Genomic DNA, 17,200 nt, shown 5'->3' with positions numbered 1-17,200 from the left:
AGGCCCGTCAGCGGGGCTTGCGGGACTTGCTCGCTTTCGGTGCGGGCGTGCTCTTGGACCCGCCGGAGGTCGGGGCGGAGGTGGCCTTCGGCGTCGCGCTCGCGGTGGAGCCGCTGGTACCGGGCGTGCCGAGGCGGCAGTTCCTGACCTGCGCGGCGCGCGAGGGGTCGTCGAGGGCGACGTCGACCGTGCGGGTCTCGCGCGCTCCCAGGTCCACCCGGACCACCGTGGACTCGACGGCGGCTGCGCCGGCGCCCTCCCGGTGGAGGTCGACCTCGAAGGTCGCCCTGCGGTCGAGCCGCGAGGTGAAGCGCAGCGTGGTGACCGGCGTGGCGGAACCCGTACAGGTCACCACCACGACGGTGGCCGGGTCGCCGGTCGGGCTCGCGGAGGACGCGGCCGAGGCGGAGGCCGTACTGCCGCCGTGGCTCTTCTTCTTGCTCTTGGAGCTGGAGCAGCCGCCGCCGCTGCTCTTGCTCTTGCCCGAGCTCTTGCCGCCGCCGCTGCCTCCGCCGCTCGACGAGAAGCCCGTCAGCGCGAACACCACGGCCACCAGGACCGCGGTCAATCTGATGTGACGCCCAGCCGCCATGACCCGCACCCTCCCCCTTGGACAGACGGCCGGTCACGCTACCAGGCGTGCCCGCGAACGCCGGCGGCCCCGGCCCCCGGGAGGGGGCGGGGCCGACCGGCCGTACGGGCGGGGTGGGATCAGGCGGCGTCGACGACGCCCGAGGCCGCGATCTCGACCTTGCCCTTGGGGGCGCCGGACTGGGAGCCCAGGGCCTCGATCTGGTCGACGAGCTCCTGGCCCGAGACGACCTCGCCGAAGACGACGTGCTTGCCGTCGAGCCACGGGGTCAGGACGGTGGTGATGAAGAACTGCGAGCCGTTGGTGTTGCGGCCGGCGTTCGCCATCGACAGGAGGTACTTGCGGTCGTGCTTCAGCTGGAAGTTCTCGTCCTCGAACTTCTCGCCGTAGATGCTCTTGCCGCCGGTGCCGTTGTGGTTGGTGAAGTCACCGCCCTGCAGCATGAACTGCGGGATGACGCGGTGGAAGCCCGAGCCCGCGTAGCCGTAGCCGTTCTGGCCGGTGCACAGCTCGCGGAAGTTGCGCGCCGTCTTCGGGACGACCTCGTCGAAGAGGTTGAAGACGATGCGGCCCGCGGGGGAGCCGTTGATGGTGATGTCGAAGTAGACGTTGTCGCTCATGGGGTCCATCCTGTCACTCCCGGTGCGTTCCGCTACCGGGAGGGGGGCCGAGTCGCCTCAGCCGCTCGTACGGGTGCCGGTGCCCTTCGCCGCGTCCAGGGCGTACACGCAGCGGTCCTTGCTGCACGCGTAGACCACGCCCGCCTCCGCCACCGGGGCGCCCGTGATCTCGCCGCCCGTGGCCAGCTTCCAGCGCAGCTGGCCGCCCGCGGCGTCCAGCGTGTACAGGCAGTGGTCGGCCGAGCCGAAGTGCACGCGGCCGTCCGCGACGGCCGGCAGGCCGGTGATCTCGCCGCCCGCCGCGAACCGCCACTTCGGGGTGCCGGTGACCGCGTCGAGCGTGTACAGGGCGCTGCCCGCGCCCAGGTGGACGTTGCCGTGCGCGACGAGCACCGGGTCCGAGGAGGTGCGCGCCTCGGTCGCGATGCGCCAGCGGTCCTGGCCGGTGGCCGCGTCCAGGGCGTAGACGGTCCCCAGGTAGTCGGCGAGGTAGACCCCGCCGCCGGTGACCGCGGCGCCCGGCGCGAACGCCGGGGGCGCCAGGAAGACCGCGGGGGCCTCGAAGTGCCAGCGGACCCGGCCCGAGGCCCGGTCCACGGACAGCACGCGGGTGCCGGCGGCGACGTAGACGTTGCCGTCGGGGGCCGGGGTGACCCGTACGGGGACGTTCCCGCAGGAGGCCGCGTCGCCGACCGGGTAGGACCAGGACTCGCGGCCGCTGCGGGCGTCGAGCGCGCGCAGCCGGGCGTCCTGCCACACGTACACCGTGCCGTCGTGGAGGACGGGGGCCGCCTCCGGGGTCTCGAAGTCGGTCTGCGCGCCGGTCAGCTCCCACAGCTTCTGGCCGCCGGAGGCCTCCCAGCCCTGGACGCCCCCGCCGCGGGTGGCGGTGACCACCGTGCCGCGCTCCGCGCGCAGCGCGTACACCCAGGCGTCGGCGGACACCCGCCACCGCTCGGAGCCGTCGGAGGCGTCGAGCGCGAAGAGGGAGGGGCCGTCGGAGGCGTGGATGCGTCCGTCGGCCACGGCCATGGACCAGGCGACGTCGCGGGTCTTGAACTGGCGGCGGCCGCTGGCCACGTCCAGGGCGTGCACCTCGAAGGAGGTGACGTAGAGCAGGTCGCCGGCGACGGTGGGCGTGCCCCAGACGTCGTTGGACATGCGGAAGCGCCACGGGCGCCAGCGGCCGCTGTCCGGGGCCGGGCCGGGAGCCGGTACGGAGGCCACCGCGGCGGGGGCGGCCGCCGAGCCGCCCGGCGGGCGGATCCAGCCGGTCGCCGAGTCGGCGGCGGCGTGCGCCGCGGGCGCCGCTGCGGTCGCCCGCGGCCCGGGCCCGATCGGCACCGGGGAGCCGCCCAGCAGGACGGGCTCGCCCGACGGGGCCGGGGCCCTCGGCGGGTGGTGCGGGCGCTGCGGCACGGCGTGCCCGGTGCGCGGGTCCACCCACGCCTCGGCGCCGCGCTGGCGGCGGTGCGTGGCGGGGCCCGAGATCGGCCCCCGGGACCCCGCTCCGGCGCCGCCGCCCGGGCCGTGGCCGGGGACCGGCACGGCGGCGGCCGGCGTGCGGTTGCCCGCCCGGCGGGCCTCGATCATCGCGACGGCCCGCCCGGGCAGCCAGGCCGAGGCCGTCCCGCTGTCGTCGCCGCCGTCGAAGAGGTGCGGGGCGAGCTGCGCCTGGAGGTCGGCCGGGGTGGGCCGCAGCGCGGCGTCCATCTGCATGCAGGACTCGATCAGCGGCCGCAGCTCGGGGGGCAGGCCCTCCAGGTTGGGGCCCTCGCGCAGCAGCATGAAGACCGTCTCCACCGGGTTGGCCCCGTGGTAGGGCGGGTGGCCGGTCGCGGCGAAGACGAGGGTGGAGCCGAGCGAGAACACGTCGCTGGCGCCCTTGACGCTGCGCGAGTCCTTCGCCTGCTCGGGCGACATGTAGGCGGGGGTGCCGACGGCGACGTTCGTCATGGTCAGGCGGGTGTTGGAGACCCCGCTCGCGATGCCGAAGTCGATCACCCGCGGACCGTCCTCGACGACGAGGACGTTGGACGGCTTCAGGTCGCGGTGGACCAGGCCCGCGCCGTGGATGGACTGCAGGGCCTCGGCGATGCCGGCCGCGAGCCACCGCACGGCCTGGGCGGGCATGGGCCCGCACTCGTTGACGATCTCCTCGAGGGAGGGCGCCGGCACGTAGGCGGTGGCCAGCCACGGCACGGCGGCGCGCGGGTCGGCGTCGACCACGGCGGCGGTGTAGAAGCCGGACACGGCGCGGGCCGCCTCCACCTCGCGGGTGAAACGGACCCGGAAGAGCTGGTCCTCGGCGAGCTCCGTGCGCACCGTCTTGATCGCGACCCGCCGCCCGGACGCGGACCGCGCGAGATAGACCAGCCCCATGCCGCCGGCGCCGAGCCGTCCCAGCACCTCGAAGGGGCCGATCCGTCTCGGGTCGTGCTGCGTCAGCTGCTCCACCACTCGCCTCCACACCTCCCCGTACGGGCCCTCGCCGGACCCGCTTCCACCAGCACGCGCCGCCGCCGCGGGGCCCCTGCCCCGTGCAGCGTCTCACCCCGGGCGCGGCCCGGGTCGTGCAACACCGATTCTGTCAGGCCCGCGCCCGGTCCGGCCCCGGCACGGCGCAGGGCCGCGGCGGGGTCTTGGATCCTGGAACGCCGGGCCGCCGGGCGCCGGGCCCCGGGGGCCTCAGGCGTCCGGCCTGGTCCGGGGTTCCGACAGCAGCCCGAAGACCGCCCCCTGATTGTCGGCGACGACCGCGATCCGGCCGTACGGGGTGTCGAAGGGATCGGCGGTGACCCGGCCGCCGAGCCGCCGCACCATGGCCACGGACTGGTCGCAGTCGGGTACGGCGAAGTAGGCGAGGAAGTGCGCCGGCATGGCCTCCGGGAAGGCGTCGGTGATCAGGCTGCGGCCCATGACGGCGGTGCCGGTGCCGGGCGCGGCGCCGGGCGGGGACCACACGCGGTACTCGACGCCCGCGTCGTCCTGGTCCTGCGGGACGTAGCCGAAGACCTTGGCGTAGAAGGCGTCCACGGCGTCGCGGGCCCGGGTGTAGACCTCGGTCCAGCAGTAGGTGTAGGGCTCCTGCTGCGCGTCGAAGCCGTGGTGGGTGCCGGGCTGCCACAGGCCGAAGACGGCCCCGCCGGGGTCGGCGGCCATCGCGGCGGTGCCGTACGGGCCGACCGGCATGGGGTCCATCACCATCTGGCCGCCGGCGGCGCGGATGCGCTGGGCGCAGGCGTAGGCGTCGGTCGTGTAGAGGTAGATCCCCCAGACGGTGGGCATCCGGCCGTCGGGCTTGGGGGCGAGGGCGGCGACGTTGCGGCCGCGGCTGTAGGCCTGGGTGTAGTGGCCGTAATCGGCGCCGGCGCTGTCCCCGAAGGTCCACCCGAAGAGCTCACCGTAGAAGCGCTTGCCCGCCTCGACGTCCGGAAGTGAGGCGTCCACCCAGCAGGGTGCGCCTTCCGCGAATGCGGCCATGAGCCCGGTTCCTTCCGTTGTGCGGGGATGTGTACCGTCCCACCTCTCCCACGCGTCCCACCTCTCCATGGCCATGGTCCGCCCGAAAACTTGTCCACAGCCTGTTGATAAGACTATTCGGGGGAAACGCCGAGAAAGCGGGCGACCCGCCCGGAAGGGGCGCCGGGCCGCGATCCGGCAGCGGGCGGCTCCCGTGTCGGGCCGATGCCCGGGGCCGCGCCGGGCCGGCCTCCGCCCGTGTCCGCCCGTGTCCGCCCGTGTCCGCCCGGGCTCCGGCGGACATCCGGCGGACCTCCGGCCGGATTCCGCCCCTGCGGCCGTGCGGGACCGGCTTCCGCCCAGGCCAGGTACCTCGTAACCCCATTTGCAGGCGGCCGAATAGCGCGCCGATCACCCCTCGGTAAGCTGACGGCATGACAGGACAAGTACGCACCGTCGACGGGCGTGTCGCCGGCCGGCGCGGCCAGGCGACGCGGCAGAAGCTGCTCGACTGCCTCAGCGAGATGCTCAGCTCCTCGCCGTACCGCGACGTCAAGGTGATCGACGTCGCGCGCAAGGCCGGTACCTCCCCCGCGACCTTCTACCAGTACTTCCCGGACGTCGAGGGCGCCGTCCTGGAGATCGCCGAGGAAATGGCCACCGAGGGCGCGCAGTTGACGCGGCTCGTCGAGGGCCGCACCTGGGTCGGCAAGTCCGGATGGGCCGCCGCCGAGGAACTCGTCGAGGGCTTCCTGGACTTCTGGCGGCGCAACGACGCGATCCTGCGGGTCGTCGACCTCGGCGCGGCCGAGGGGGACAAGCGGTTCTACAAGATCCGCATGAAGATCCTGAACTCCGTCACCAACTCCCTGACGGAGTCGATGAAGGAGCTCCAGGCCAAGGGCAAGGTCGACAAGGACGTGAGCCCGGCGGCGATGGCCGGCTCGCTGGTCGCGATGCTGGCCGCGGTCGCCTCGCACCAGAAGGGGTTCCAGACCTGGGGCGTCAAGCAGGCCGAGCTGAAGCCGAACCTGGCACTGCTCGTCCACCTCGGCATCACGGGCAAGAAGCCGACCAAGTGACGGCGGGCCCTGGAGAGGGTCCGCCGCCCCGGCACCGGCCGCGCGTCCGCCCGCCTGTGATCAGCGACGCTCCAGGCGGAACAGCCGGATCTCGCGCTCGACGCGCGCCTGGTACGTCGCGTACGGCGGCCAGAATCCCAACGCCGCCCGCCACGCCTGCGCACGCTCCTCCCCCGCCAGAAGCCTTGCCCGCACGGCGATCTCCCGGCCCTTCCAACTGACCGACGCGTCCGGGTTCTTGAGCAGGTTTCCGGTCCATGCCGGGTGCCCGGGCCGGCCGAAGTTCGATCCGATCAGCAGCCAGCTCACGCCGTCCTCCTCCGGCATGCAGGCGAGCGGGGTGGTGCGCGGCTCGCCGGTCTTGGCGCCCTTGGCCGTGAGGATCACCCCGGGCAGCATCCGGGCGCTGAGGATGACCTTGCCGCGGGTGAGCTTGTGCACGGCCTTGTCCATCGCGGGGATGAAGTGCGGTGCGATCTTGGCGAACAGCAGGGTCGAGGAGACCTTCTGCATCAGCTTGACGCCGGGTGCCACGCGAGCCATCAGACGGCCACCTTCTCCGGTGTTGCGGACGGGGTGAACAGGCCCGCGCGGTCCGCGGCGTGCGCCCGCAGCCGGTGGACCGGGCCGAACAGCAGCTCGTCGGCCGCCGCCCGCTTGAAGTAGAGGTGCGCGTCGTGCTCCCAGGTGAAGCCGATGCCGCCGTGCAGCTGGATCGCCTCGCCCGCGGCCATCCGCAGGGCCTCCAGCGCCTGGGCGAGGGCGAGGGCGCCCTGCCGCGGGTCCCAAGCGGCGTAGTAGACCGCGGACCGGGCCGCCTCCACCTGCACGTACAGGTCGGCGAGGCGGTGTTTGACCGCCTGGAAGGAGCCGATCGCCCGGCCGAACTGCTCGCGCCGGCGTACGTACTCCACGGTGCGGGCCAGCGCCTGGCCGGCCGCGCCGACCGCCTCGGCGGCGAGGACGCAGGCCGCGGTGCGGCCGGTCGCGGCGAGGGCCTCGAGGACGCCGGCGGCGTCGGCGCCGTCCTCGCCCAGCAACTCGGCCGGCACGTCCCGCAGTTGGATCCGGGCCTGGGGGCGCGTCTCGTCCAGGGTGGTCTGCCGGGACCGGACGAGGCCGGGGGCGTCCTCCCGTACGAGGAACAGGAGGGTGCGGCTGCGGGCGAAGCCGCCGGTGTGCGCGGCGACCAGCAGCAGCGGGGCGCTGTGCCCGTCGAGCACCTGGGCGGCCTCCCCGTACAGCCGCCAGCCGCCCTCCGCGGCGGCGGCGCGGGCCTGGACCCCGCCCGCGCGGCCGCCGCCGGACCACGGGCCGGCGGTGTTGTCGCCGGTCAGCGCGAGGGCGGTGGCCAGGGCCGGGCCGGGAACGGCGAGGGCGGCGGTGAGCCCGCCGGCGGCCAGCGGCGGGAGCAGCGCGGAGCGCTGGGCGTCGGTGCCGAGGGCGGTGATCAGCGGCACGCAGAGCGCGGCCGTGGCGAGCAGCGGCGAGGGCAGCAGCGCCCGCCCGGTCTCCTCGCAGGCCAGCGCCAGGTCGGCGGGGGCGCAGCCGACGCCCCCGTACTCCTCGGCGACGGCGAGGCCGGGCAGTCCCAGCCGCTCGGCGAGCTGCTGCCACAGCCCGCGGTCGTGTCCGGCGGTGGTGCGGACGGCGGCCTTGACCTCGTCGGGGCCGCAGCGTTTGCCCAGGATCTCGCGCAGGGTACGGCGTATCTCTTCCTGCTCCGCGGTGAAGGCGGCATCCATCGTCGGGCTCCTCCCCGTATCTGACGGGGCGTCATGCTAGGGCGGGTGGGCGCAGATGCCCAGGGGTCGGGGGCAGGGGGGCTAGAAACTGACGCATCGTCAGCTGTACGGTCCTCCCATGCCTGGACTCACACCCGGACCCGTCCCCGCACACCCCCGCCGGAGGGTCGCGGTGGTCGGCGTCGCGCTCTCCGACTGCGGCCGGGTCGACGGCCCCACCCCGTACGCGCTGCACGCGCAGGCCGCCCGGCGGGCGCTGGCCGACTCCGGCCTCGACCGCTCCGTCATCGACGGCTTCGCCTCGGCCGGCCTCGGCACCCTCGCGCCGGTCGAGGTGGCCGAGTACCTGGGGCTGCGGCCCACCTGGGTCGACTCCACCTCGGTGGGCGGCTCGACCTGGGAGGTCATGGCGGCCCACGCGGCGGACGCGATCGCGGCCGGGCACGCGGGCGCCGTCCTGCTGGTCTACGGTTCCACGGCCCGCGCCGACATCAAGGCCCGGCGGCGCACCTCGAACCTGTCCTTCGGGGCGCGGGGGCCGCTGCAGTTCGAGGTCCCGTACGGCCACACGCTGATCTCCAAGTACGCCATGGCCGCCCGCCGCCACATGCACGAGTACGGGACGACGCTGGAGCAGCTCGCCTCGGTGGCCGTGCAGGCTCGGGCGAACGCCGCGACGAACCCGGACGCGATGTTCCGCGACCCGATCACGGTGGACGAGGTCCTGTCGGGCGAGATGATCGCGGACCCCTTCACGAAGCTGCACTGCTGCATCCGCTCGGACGGCGGCTGCGCGGTGCTGCTGGCGGCGGAGGACTACGTACCGGACACGGCCAAGGCCCCGGTGTGGGTCCTGGGATCCGGCACGTCCGTCTCGCACACGGCGATGTCCGAGTGGGAGGACTTCACGGTCTCCCCGGCGGCGGTCTCGGGCCGCATCGCGTTCGAACGGGCGGGGCTGACCCCGGCGGACGTGGACCTGGCCGAGATCTACGACGCCTTCACGTACATGACCCTGGTGACCTTGGAGGACCTCGGCTTCTGCGCGAAGGGCGAGGGCGGCGCCTTCGTGGACAAGGGCCGGCTGCTGCGCGACGGCGAACTCCCGGTCAACACGGACGGCGGCGGCCTGTCGGCCTGCCACCCGGGGATGCGCGGCCTGTTCCTCCTGGTCGAGGCGGTCCGCCAGCTCCGCGGCGAGTGCGGCCCGGGCCAGGTCCTCAAGCCCGGCGGCCGCCTCCCCCGGGTGGCCCTGGCCTCGGGCACGGGCGGCTGGTTCTGCTCGTCGGGGACGGTGATCCTGGGCCGGGACTGAGGCCCGGCCGGGCGGACGCCCGCGCGAGCCCGTGGTGTTCCATGGTCGGCATGAGCCGTGAGATCAGCAGTGACGAGTTCCGCGAGGCCCTGCACTCCCTGCGCGTGTGGGACGTCCCGCTCCCCGGATTCGAGACCGGGGAGGCGCCGGAGGAGCCGGTGGGGCTGTTCCGGGAGTGGTTCGTGCAGGCCGTCGGGGCCGGCCAGCCGGAGCCGCACACCATGAGCCTGGCGACCGTGGACGCCGAGGGGCGGCCCGACGTGCGGACGCTGATGCTGCACGACGCCGACGAGCGCGGCTGGCACTTCGCCTCGCACGCCACCAGTGCCAAGGGGGTGCAGCTCGCCGGGCAGCCGGCGGCCGCGCTCGGGTTCTACTGGCCCTCGGTGGGCCGCCAGGTGCGCGTGCGGGGCCGGGTCGGGGCGTGCGGGCCGCAGGAGAGCCGGGCGGACCTGGCGGTCCGCTCCCGCGGGGCGCTCGCCGCCGCGCTGACGGGCCGCCAGAGCGAGGTGCTGGGCTCGCGCGAGGAGCTCGTACGGGCGTCCGCGGCGGCCTGGGAGCGGGCCGGGGCCGAGCCGGACGCCCCGGTGGCGACCTGGACGCGGTACGTGCTGGACGCGGACGAGGTCGAGTTCTTCCAGGGCGACACCGCGCGCAGGCACGTACGGCTGCGCTACCGGCGCGACCCGGCCGGCGGGTGGACCCGCGAGCTCCTCTGGCCGTGAGGCGGCCGCCCCGCCTCAGCCCTGGGCCGGGGCCGGTTCGAAGACCGGGATGCGGAGGCCTTGCCCCGCCCCGCGGAAGGCGACCCGCAGGGACATGCCGATGCGGAGGTCCGCGGGGGCGCAGGCGACGACCTCCGTCATCATCCGCGGGCCCTCCGCCAGGTCGACCACCGCCGCCGTGTACGGGACGCGCGTCCCGAACGGCGGGAGGTCGTTGCGGTGGATCACCGACCAGGTGTAGAGCGTGGCGCGGCCGCTCGCCGCCTCCCACGCCACCAGGTCCTCGCCGGCCCAGCAGAACGGGCAGAACTCCCGCGGGTAGTGGTGCGCCCGCCCGCACCGCGCGCAGCGGCGCAGCAGGAGCCGGCCCTCGGCCGCCGCGTCCCAGTAGGGGCGGGTGAACTCGTCCGCCTCGGGGAGGTCGTACCGCACCTCGTTCACAGGAAGAGTCCGATCGCCGCGTCGAGGGACCAGGTCTGCCAGGACATGGCCAGGAGGGCGACCAGCGAGATGAGCGCCATCATCGCGTTCTGGCCCTGCTCGGCCCAGTCGTGGATCATCAGCACCAGGTAGAGCAGGTTCAGCAGCAGCCCGCCCACCAGCGCGACCGGGGTGAGGAAGCCGAGTACGAGGCCCAGCCCGAGGGCGAGTTCCGCGTAGACGACGATGTACGCCATCAGCTTGGGGCGCGGCTTCACGACCAGCTCGAAGCCGCCCCTGACGAAGGTCCAGCGGTGCTTGCCCGCGACGTCGGCGGCCCAGGCGATGCCGGTGCCGCGTTCGAACCAGCCCTTCTTGTCCTTGTGCCGCCAGCTCTCCAGCCACCACAGGCCGAGGCCTATCCGGAGCACGGCGAGCCATTCGGCCCCACTGAGCCAGACGGTCTGCATCGGCGGCCCCACCCCTCTCGCGATCGACACACACAATCTGACGGAACGTCAGTTCAGCGGATGGGCGGCGATCGCGCAAGGGCCCGGGCGGCTCCGGCTCCCCCGACCCGCCCCCCCCACCGGCGGCCGGACCCGGCCCGCCGCCGGGGCCGCCGCACAGGCATCCGTGATCGATCCGCAATCGATTCCCCGCTCGACCGAGACCCATCAACTCAGCGTGGCGATACGATCACACCTCATGCCAGGAGTCCCCACACCACCCGACATGACCACCCAGCCCCGCCCCGTGTACGTCATCGGCGGCGGCCCCGGCGGCCTCGCCGCCGCCGCGGCGCTGCGCGCCCGCGGGGTCCGCGCCGTGGTCGTCGAGAAGTCCGACGACGTCGGAGCGTCCTGGCGGCGGCACTACGACCGGCTGCGCCTGCACACCACGCGCCGGCTCTCGGCGCTCCCCGGCCTGCCCATGCCGCGCCGCTTCGGCCGGTGGGTCGCGCGCGCCGACGTGGTGCGGTACCTGGAGAGGTACGCCGAGTTCCACGAGCTGGAGATCGTCACCGGCGTCGAGGTCACCCGCCTGGAGAGCGACGGGAACGGCGGCTGGACGCTGCACGCCACCGGCGGGCGGGTGCTCACCGCCGCGGCCGTGGTCGTCGCCACCGGCTACAACCACACGCCCGAGCTCCCCGACTGGCCCGGCCGTGACGCGTACCCCGGCCGGCTGCTGCACGCCGCCGACTACCGCGACCCCGCGCCGTACGCCGGCCTCGACGTCCTGGTCGTCGGCGTCGGCAACACCGGCGCCGAGATAGCCGTCGACCTCGCCGAGGGCGGCGCCGCCCGGGTGCGGTTGGCCGTGCGCACCGCCCCGCACATCGTGCGCCGCTCCACGGCCGGCTGGCCGGCCCAGCGCACGGGGATCCTCGTACGCCGGCTGCCCGTGCGGCTCGTGGACCGGCTGGGCGCGCTCGTCGCCAAGGTGGCCGCCCCGGACCTGTCGGCGTACGGGCTCCCGCGGCCCGCGACGGGGCTGTACAGCAGGGTCCGGGAAGGGGCGATCCCGGTGCAGGACGTCGGCCTGATCGACGCGGTCCGCGCGGGGCGGGTGGAGCCGGTGGCCGCCGTCGAGGGCTTCGAGGGCCCGGAGGTGCTCCTCGCGGACGGCTCGCGGATCACCCCGGACGCGGTGGTCGCGGCGACCGGATACCGCCGCGCCCTGGAGGGCCTGGCGGGCGGGCTGGAGGGGGTGCTCGACGAGCGCGGGGAGCCCCGCGCGCACGGCGCCCGGACTCCCGCGCAGGCCCCCGGCCTGTACTTCACCGGCTTCACCAACCCGATCAGCGGGATGTTCCGGGAGATGGCCCGGGACGCGGAGAAGATCGCCCGGGCGGTGCAGCGGCACCTGCGGACCGCCCGGAGCTGAGGCGCGGTTCCGGCCGGAATGGCACTCTGGACCGCTCCCGAGGGGATCTGACACCGTTCCACACACCACCTCCACCACCTTTCCTGCGCAGCCCTGTTCCTGACGACACGTCAGTTCAGTAATCTGACTACACGTCAGTTATCGAGTTCCATCGAGGTTCATCGAGCAGGAGCGGGCGGAACGATGCTTGGATCTACTCACGGCACCCTCACCACCGACTTCCGCGCACGTGTCGAGGCCTGCGGCGAGTCCCCCAGAACGGCCGTCCACTCCTCGGCGCCGCCGTCCCCCGAGGACACGGCCGCCCTGGACGTCAGCGGACGGCCGCTGCACGCCGACGTCCCCGACCTGGACCGGTTCTTCCGGCCCGAGTCGGTCGCCGTCATCGGCGCCTCCGACACCGAGGGCAGACCGAACACCGGCATCACCCGCCAGCTGATCACCTGGGCGCAGCGCGTCGGCGCACGCATCCATCCGGTGCACCCGGCCCGCGAGAGCGTCTTCGGGCTGCCGTGCGTGCCCTCGGTCGCGGACCTGCCGGAACAGGTGGACCTCGCCGTCCTCCTCGTGGCCGACCCGCTGCCCGTCATCGAGGAACTCGCCGAGACCAAGGTGAGGTTCGCCGTCGCCTTCGCCTCCGGCTTCGCCGAGACCGGGGACGCCGGGGCCGCCGCCCAGGCCCGCCTCGCGGCCGCCGTCGGCCGCTCAAACCTGCGCCTGCTGGGCCCCAACACGAACCTCAACGCCTTCGAGGAGTTCCGGGAGGACCTGACCGGGCCGGCCATCGCGCTGATCACCCAGTCCGGCCACCAGGGACGGCCCGTCTACACCCTCCAGGAGCTGGGCATCCGCCTCTCCCACTGGGCGCCGACCGGAAACGAGGCGGACCTGGAGACCTCCGACTTCATCTCCTACTTCGCCGAGCGGCCCGAGGTGGGGGCCATCGCCTGCTACGTGGAGGGCCTCAAGGACGGCCGGTCCTTCCTGCTCGCCGCGGACCGGGCCGCGCGCAACGGTGTCCCGGTCGTCGCCGTCAAAGTCGGCCGCACCGAGACCGGCGCCCGGATGGCGGCCTCCCACACCGGCAAGATGACCGGCGCGGACACCGTCGTGGACGCCGCCATGCGCCAGTTCGGCGTGATCCGGGTGGACGGGCTGGACGAACTCCAGGACACGGCCGCCCTGCTCGCCCGGGCCCGCAGGCCGAAGGCCGAGGGCGTCGTCGTGTACTCCATCTCCGGCGGCACCGGAGCCCACTTCTCCGACCTGGCGACCGAGGCCGGGCTCAGCCTCCCGACCCTCTCCCGGGCCAAGCAGGACGAGCTCCACCAGTGGATCCCGGAGTACCTGAACGTCGCCAACCCCGTCGACAACGGCGGGCACCCGGTCGGCGACTGGCGCGGCCGCAAGATCATCGACGCGATCCTCGCCGACCCCTCGGTGGGCGTGCTCATCTGCCCGATCACCGGCCCCTTCCCGCCCATGAGCGACAAGCTCGCCCAGGACCTGGTGGACGCGGCCGAGCAGAGCGACAAGCTGATCTGCGTGATCTGGGGCTCCCCGGTCGGCACGGAGGACGCCTACCGCGAGGTGCTGCTGGGCTCCTCCCGCGTGGCCACCTTCCGCACCTTCGGCAACTGCATCACCGCCGTCCGCGCCTACCTCGGCCACCACCGCTTCACCACCGGCTACCGCTCCCCCTTCGACGAGGCCCCCCGCACCCCCTCGCCCTCGTACCGCAAGGCGCAGGCCCTGATGCGGCCCGGGCAGCAGCTCAGCGAACACGCGGCGAAGCAGCTGCTGCGCGCGTACGGGATCCGGGTGCCGCGCGAGCAGCTCGTGACGAGCGCGGCGGCCGCCGTGCGCGCGGCGGGCCTGGTCGGCTACCCGGTGGTCATGAAGGCCTCGGGCCCCCAGCTGGGCCACAAGACCGAGCTGGGCCTGGTCAAGATCGGGCTCACCTCCGCGAGCCAGATCCGCGACGCGTACCGCGAGCTCACCGACATAGCCCGCTACGAGAACGTCCCGCTCGACGGCATCCTGGTCTGCCAGATGGTGGAACGCGGGGTGGAGATGGTCGTCGGCGTCACCCAGGACGACCTGTTCGGGCCCACCGTCACGGTGGGGCTGGGCGGGGTGCTGGTGGAGGTCCTCGACGACGCGGCGGTCCGCGTGCCGCCCTTCGGGGAGAACCAGGCGCGCGCGATGCTGACCGAACTGCGGGGGCACGCGCTGCTGGAGGGCGTACGGGGGGCTCCGCCGGCCGATGTCGACGCCCTGGTGGAGGTCATCCTGCGGATCCAGCGGATGGCGCTGGAACTGGGCGACGAGCTCTCCGAGCTGGACATCAACCCGCTGATGGTTCTCCCGAGGGGGCAGGGGGCGGTGGCGCTGGACGCGCTGGCCATCTGCCGCTGAGGCTGCGCCGGCCCGGCCATGTCCCCGTACCCCCCTCCGCAAACGCCCGAGGGGGCCGCACGTACCACTGCGCGTGAGGGAGCGGGGGCGGGGTGGGGTGTCGGCCGGGACTGAGACGAGATGAATCCGGCGCAGGACAGGGTCCCGCCGGCAACCCGGCCCAGGGCGCCGGACATCGAAGCCCGTCCCGGCCGACACCCCACCCCGCCCCGCCCCCGCCCGCGCACACCCACCCCCGAACCCCGAACGGGAGTTCCGCCATGACCGAGGCTCCGGACGCTCCGGACACGATCCTGCACCGCACCGCCGGCAACGTCTCCTGGATCACCCTCAACCGGCCGGACGCCATGAACGCCCTGACCTGGGACCAGCGCGAACGCGTCATCGCGCTGCTCGCCGACGCCTCCGCCGACCCCGACGTCCGGGCCGTCGTCCTCACCGCCACCGGCAAGGGCTTCTGCGCCGGCGCCGACCTCCGCGCCGCCGGCGCACCCGCCACACCCGCCCAGACCGCGCCCGAGCGCATCGCCGGAGACGTGGCCCGCATGATCCGCCTCGGCGCGCAACGCCTGATCACCGCGGTCCTCGACTGCGAGAAGCCGGTCATCGCGGCCGTCAACGGCACCGCCGCCGGCATCGGCGCCCACCTCGCCCTCGCCTGCGACCTGGTCATCGCCGCCGAGGAGGCCCGTTTCATCGAGGTGTTCGTCCGCCGCGGGCTGGTCCCCGACGGCGGGGGCGCGTACCTGCTGCCCCGTCTGGTCGGCCCCCAGAAGGCCAAGGAGCTGATCTTCTTCGGCGACGCCGTCCCCGCGGCCGAGGCCGAGCGCCTGGGCCTGGTCAACAAGGTGGTCCCGGCCGGGGACCTGCAGGCCGCCGCCCGGGAGTGGGCGGAGCGCCTCGCGCAGGGCCCGACCCGGGCCCTCGCCCTGGCGAAGCAGCTGGTCAACGCCTCCCTGGACGGGGACCGGGCGGCCGCGCTGGCCGCCGAGGCCACCGCCCAGGAGATCAACATGGGCACGGCCGACGCGAACGAGGGCGTGGCGAGCTTCGTGGAGCGCCGCCCGCCCAAGTACACCGGCCGCTGACGGCCGGCCGGCCGCGCCCACGGCCGGCACGGCCACGTCCGGCGCGGGCCACACCCAGGGCCGGCCACAGCCGGGGCCGGCCACCTCGGGGCGGGGCTGCATCCGCGGGCCGCCCACATCCGGGGCCGGGCTACATCCGCGGGTCGGGCTTCAGCAGCGCGAACACCGCGCCCGCCGGGTCGGCGGCCCAGGCGATCCGGCCGACGCCCGGCACGTCCACCGCGGGCATGGTCACCGCACCGCCGTTCCCCTCGACCGCGGCGGCGGTGGCGTCCACGTCGGCCACGTTGAAGTACGGCACCCAGCGCGGCACCCGCGCCGACCCGTCGCCCGCGCCCGCACCCTCACCCCCGCCCTGTTCCGCCACCCCGCCGAAGGAGGCCTGCTGCTGGTCGCCCTCGGCGGTGCTCAGTACCCGGTACGCCATCCCGGGCCCGGTCATCTCCTGGTGCCGCCAGCCGAACACCCCGTGGTAGAAGGCGAGGGCCGCGAGCGGGTCGGGTACGTGGAGCTCCACCCACACCAGGCTGTTCTCGACGGAGGTCAGCCCCAGACCGCCGGTCTTGCCGGGCTGCCAGCACGCGAACTGCGCACCCTGCGGGTCGGTGAACTGGGCTAGCCAGCCCTCCCCCATGACGTCCATGGGCTCCATCCGCACCTGCCCGCCGCCGGCCCGGACGGCCTCGGCGGTGGCGCGGGCGTCGGGGGTGTTGAAGTGGACCATCCAGGCGGACCTGGCCCCCTCCTCGGTGAGCGGGCCGAGCGCGGCGACGGTCTTCCCGTCCACCTGCCAGAAGCCGTACCCGCCCGCCTCCGGCCCGGCGGAGACGAAGGTCCAGCCGAGGACGGCACCGTAGAACGCGGCGGCCACCCCGGTGTCGGGGCTTCCGAGGTCGATCCAGTTGGGTGATCCGGTACGGAAGTCGGTGCCGAGCATCAAGTGCCTCCTACGGGTCCGGCGGTACGCGTCCGCCGGCCACGATGCCGAGCCGCCGCGCGCCGGCGGGCGTACGGCCTCCTCCCGGGGCCGGGATTCACCCGTCCGGGGGCAGGGTTCGTACGGCCGCTCCTGGCCGCTCCGCTTCAGCTGCCGGTCCGGGCCGGGGTGCGTTCCAGGGCGGGCAGGAACTGGTCGTAGAAGTCCACCTTGATCCGCAGGGAGCGCTCCTCCATCTCCCGGAAGGAGTCGGCCGCCGCCGCGCCCCCGTTGCCGAGGTAGGCCCGCACCCTGGTGGCCAGGCGGTCGGAGTGGGTCGTGCCCAGGAGGTGGGCGGTCGCGAGCGACCCGCACTTGGCGTCGTGCTGGTGGTGCGGGTAGTAGAAGCGCGAGACGTTCTCCCCGTCCTGGTCGAACCGGGGTTCCATGCGCTCCCACAGCCGCCCGTACTCGACGGAGACCAGGATCTCGCCCCAGAACCGCAGGATGGTCAGCACCCGCAGGTCGGCGTCGGCGTGGGTGCCGGCGTCGGCGATCAGGTCGAAGGTGGCGTCGACGGCCAGCTTGGTGGCCGCGGTCGGCCTGGTGTGGACGAGGGCCTCCCGGGAGACCCCGAGCCGGATCATGTCCGCCGTCATGTCCTCGCGGTGGGACCGCGTGTCCCCGTGGCTGTCCGGGTACTCCTCGCGCAGGATGACCCGGGCGATCCGCAGCCCCTCCTCGTCGTTCAGGAGGTCGATCGCCAGGTCGTAGGCCGGGGTGAACGCGAGCGAGAGGAAGCGCCGCTGGAGGAGGACGGCGGCGAAGTCCTCCTCGGGGAGCCGCGCGACGTTGGCGAGTACCGGGTGCTGCGCGTACCGCTCGATCAGTTCGTTCTCGAACCGGTCCAGTTCTTCCACGGCCGTT

At 74.2% G+C, this 17,200-nt stretch carries 16 protein-coding genes; 6 read left to right on the top strand and 10 right to left on the bottom strand.

Going from position 1 to position 17,200, the window contains the following annotated elements:
• Nucleotides 1–7: 7 nt before the first annotated feature.
• The 4 genes from BGK67_RS20375 to BGK67_RS20360 form a co-directional block, all read right to left on the bottom strand.
• Nucleotides 8–592 carry a hypothetical protein gene (locus BGK67_RS20375; RefSeq protein ID WP_141754039.1) on the bottom strand — a complete coding sequence of 195 codons (585 nt, stop codon included), beginning with the start codon at nt 590–592 and terminating at the stop codon, nt 8–10.
• Nucleotides 593–711: 119 nt separating this feature from the next.
• Nucleotides 712–1,212 (bottom strand): peptidylprolyl isomerase, encoded by a 501-nt coding sequence (locus BGK67_RS20370; RefSeq protein ID WP_069921430.1) that lies wholly within the window; start codon nt 1,210–1,212, stop codon nt 712–714.
• Between the two features lie 57 nt (nt 1,213–1,269).
• Nucleotides 1,270–3,672, bottom strand: coding sequence for a protein serine/threonine kinase AfsK (locus BGK67_RS20365; protein ID WP_208948724.1), 2,403 nt, complete (start codon nt 3,670–3,672; stop codon nt 1,270–1,272).
• A 228-nt stretch (nt 3,673–3,900) separates the two neighbouring features.
• Complete coding sequence (locus tag BGK67_RS20360; protein ID WP_069921428.1) at nt 3,901–4,695, bottom strand: AfsK-binding protein KbpA; 795 nt, start codon at nt 4,693–4,695, stop codon at nt 3,901–3,903.
• 413 nt (nt 4,696–5,108) lie between these two features.
• Between BGK67_RS20360 and BGK67_RS20355 the strand changes: the two genes are divergently transcribed.
• The gene (locus BGK67_RS20355) at nt 5,109–5,756 is read left to right on the top strand and encodes a TetR family transcriptional regulator (RefSeq protein ID WP_069921427.1); all 648 of its coding nucleotides are present in this window, start codon (nt 5,109–5,111) and stop codon (nt 5,754–5,756) included.
• A 60-nt stretch (nt 5,757–5,816) separates the two neighbouring features.
• Here the strand turns inward: BGK67_RS20355 and BGK67_RS20350 are convergent, their stop codons facing one another.
• Complete coding sequence (locus BGK67_RS20350) at nt 5,817–6,299, bottom strand: nitroreductase family deazaflavin-dependent oxidoreductase (RefSeq protein ID WP_208948723.1); 483 nt, start codon at nt 6,297–6,299, stop codon at nt 5,817–5,819.
• The gene (locus BGK67_RS20345; RefSeq protein ID WP_069921426.1) at nt 6,299–7,501 is read right to left on the bottom strand and encodes an acyl-CoA dehydrogenase family protein; all 1,203 of its coding nucleotides are present in this window, start codon (nt 7,499–7,501) and stop codon (nt 6,299–6,301) included. Before BGK67_RS20345 ends, BGK67_RS20350 begins: the two co-directional genes overlap by 1 nt.
• Nucleotides 7,502–7,619: 118 nt before the next feature.
• Here BGK67_RS20345 and BGK67_RS20340 point away from each other — a divergent pair, with 118 nt between their 5' ends.
• Both BGK67_RS20340 and BGK67_RS20335 read left to right on the top strand, forming a co-directional pair.
• The gene (locus tag BGK67_RS20340) at nt 7,620–8,816 is read left to right on the top strand and encodes a thiolase C-terminal domain-containing protein (RefSeq protein WP_069921425.1); all 1,197 of its coding nucleotides are present in this window, start codon (nt 7,620–7,622) and stop codon (nt 8,814–8,816) included.
• 50 nt (nt 8,817–8,866) lie between these two features.
• Nucleotides 8,867–9,541 (top strand): pyridoxine/pyridoxamine 5'-phosphate oxidase, encoded by a 675-nt coding sequence (locus BGK67_RS20335; RefSeq protein WP_069923992.1) that lies wholly within the window; start codon nt 8,867–8,869, stop codon nt 9,539–9,541.
• A gap of 15 nt (nt 9,542–9,556) precedes the next feature.
• On the opposite strand, the gene BGK67_RS20330 is transcribed toward BGK67_RS20335, so the two are convergent.
• Together BGK67_RS20330 and BGK67_RS20325 are read right to left on the bottom strand one after the other, a co-directional pair.
• Nucleotides 9,557–9,982 carry a Zn-ribbon domain-containing OB-fold protein gene (locus tag BGK67_RS20330; RefSeq protein ID WP_069921424.1) on the bottom strand — a complete coding sequence of 142 codons (426 nt, stop codon included), beginning with the start codon at nt 9,980–9,982 and terminating at the stop codon, nt 9,557–9,559.
• Complete coding sequence (locus BGK67_RS20325) at nt 9,979–10,431, bottom strand: DoxX family protein (protein ID WP_069921423.1); 453 nt, start codon at nt 10,429–10,431, stop codon at nt 9,979–9,981. The genes BGK67_RS20330 and BGK67_RS20325 overlap by 4 nt, the downstream gene beginning before the upstream one ends.
• Nucleotides 10,432–10,696: 265 nt before the next feature.
• Here BGK67_RS20325 and BGK67_RS20320 point away from each other — a divergent pair, with 265 nt between their 5' ends.
• The 3 genes from BGK67_RS20320 (at nt 10,697) to BGK67_RS20310 (ending at nt 15,357) form a co-directional block, all read left to right on the top strand.
• Entirely contained in the window at nt 10,697–11,851 is a 1,155-nt protein-coding gene (locus BGK67_RS20320) for a flavin-containing monooxygenase (protein ID WP_432215465.1), read from the top strand.
• Between the two features lie 183 nt (nt 11,852–12,034).
• Nucleotides 12,035–14,269, top strand: a complete 2,235-nt coding sequence (locus BGK67_RS20315) for an acetate--CoA ligase family protein (protein WP_069921421.1) — start codon at nt 12,035–12,037, stop codon at nt 14,267–14,269.
• A gap of 260 nt (nt 14,270–14,529) precedes the next feature.
• Nucleotides 14,530–15,357, top strand: coding sequence for an enoyl-CoA hydratase/isomerase family protein (locus BGK67_RS20310; RefSeq protein WP_069921420.1), 828 nt, complete (start codon nt 14,530–14,532; stop codon nt 15,355–15,357).
• Between the two features lie 130 nt (nt 15,358–15,487).
• Here BGK67_RS20310 and BGK67_RS20305 read toward each other — a convergent pair whose 3' ends face one another.
• Both BGK67_RS20305 and BGK67_RS20300 read right to left on the bottom strand, forming a co-directional pair.
• Nucleotides 15,488–16,294: a VOC family protein gene (locus tag BGK67_RS20305; RefSeq protein ID WP_069921419.1), complete on the bottom strand. Its 807-nt coding sequence runs from the start codon at nt 16,292–16,294 to the stop codon at nt 15,488–15,490.
• A gap of 146 nt (nt 16,295–16,440) precedes the next feature.
• Entirely contained in the window at nt 16,441–17,193 is a 753-nt protein-coding gene (locus BGK67_RS20300; protein ID WP_069921418.1) for a hypothetical protein, read from the bottom strand.
• Nucleotides 17,194–17,200: the final 7 nt, after the last annotated feature.

Source organism: Streptomyces subrutilus, assembly GCF_001746425.1.
GTDB classification, from domain to species: Bacteria; Actinomycetota; Actinomycetes; order Streptomycetales; family Streptomycetaceae; genus Streptomyces; species Streptomyces subrutilus_A.
Note: the sequence above shows the minus strand (reverse complement) of the source record. Positions and strands in the feature narration are given on the sequence as shown.

Excerpts from the sequence above, each read along its gene's own strand:
- BGK67_RS20375 (WP_141754039.1), bottom strand. The coding sequence starts at position 592 with ATGGCGGCTGGGCGTCACATCAGATTGACCGCGGTCCTGGTGGCCGTG.
- BGK67_RS20370 (WP_069921430.1), bottom strand. The coding sequence starts at position 1,212 with ATGAGCGACAACGTCTACTTCGACATCACCATCAACGGCTCCCCCGCG.
- BGK67_RS20360 (WP_069921428.1), bottom strand. The coding sequence starts at position 4,695 with ATGGCCGCATTCGCGGAAGGCGCACCCTGCTGGGTGGACGCCTCACTT.
- BGK67_RS20355 (WP_069921427.1), top strand. The coding sequence starts at position 5,109 with ATGACAGGACAAGTACGCACCGTCGACGGGCGTGTCGCCGGCCGGCGC.
- BGK67_RS20350 (WP_208948723.1), bottom strand. The coding sequence starts at position 6,299 with ATGGCTCGCGTGGCACCCGGCGTCAAGCTGATGCAGAAGGTCTCCTCG.
- BGK67_RS20345 (WP_069921426.1), bottom strand. The coding sequence starts at position 7,501 with ATGGATGCCGCCTTCACCGCGGAGCAGGAAGAGATACGCCGTACCCTG.
- BGK67_RS20340 (WP_069921425.1), top strand. The coding sequence starts at position 7,620 with ATGCCTGGACTCACACCCGGACCCGTCCCCGCACACCCCCGCCGGAGG.
- BGK67_RS20335 (WP_069923992.1), top strand. The coding sequence starts at position 8,867 with ATGAGCCGTGAGATCAGCAGTGACGAGTTCCGCGAGGCCCTGCACTCC.
- BGK67_RS20325 (WP_069921423.1), bottom strand. The coding sequence starts at position 10,431 with ATGCAGACCGTCTGGCTCAGTGGGGCCGAATGGCTCGCCGTGCTCCGG.
- BGK67_RS20320 (WP_432215465.1), top strand. The coding sequence starts at position 10,697 with ATGACCACCCAGCCCCGCCCCGTGTACGTCATCGGCGGCGGCCCCGGC.
- BGK67_RS20315 (WP_069921421.1), top strand. The coding sequence starts at position 12,035 with ATGCTTGGATCTACTCACGGCACCCTCACCACCGACTTCCGCGCACGT.
- BGK67_RS20310 (WP_069921420.1), top strand. The coding sequence starts at position 14,530 with ATGACCGAGGCTCCGGACGCTCCGGACACGATCCTGCACCGCACCGCC.
- BGK67_RS20305 (WP_069921419.1), bottom strand. The coding sequence starts at position 16,294 with ATGCTCGGCACCGACTTCCGTACCGGATCACCCAACTGGATCGACCTC.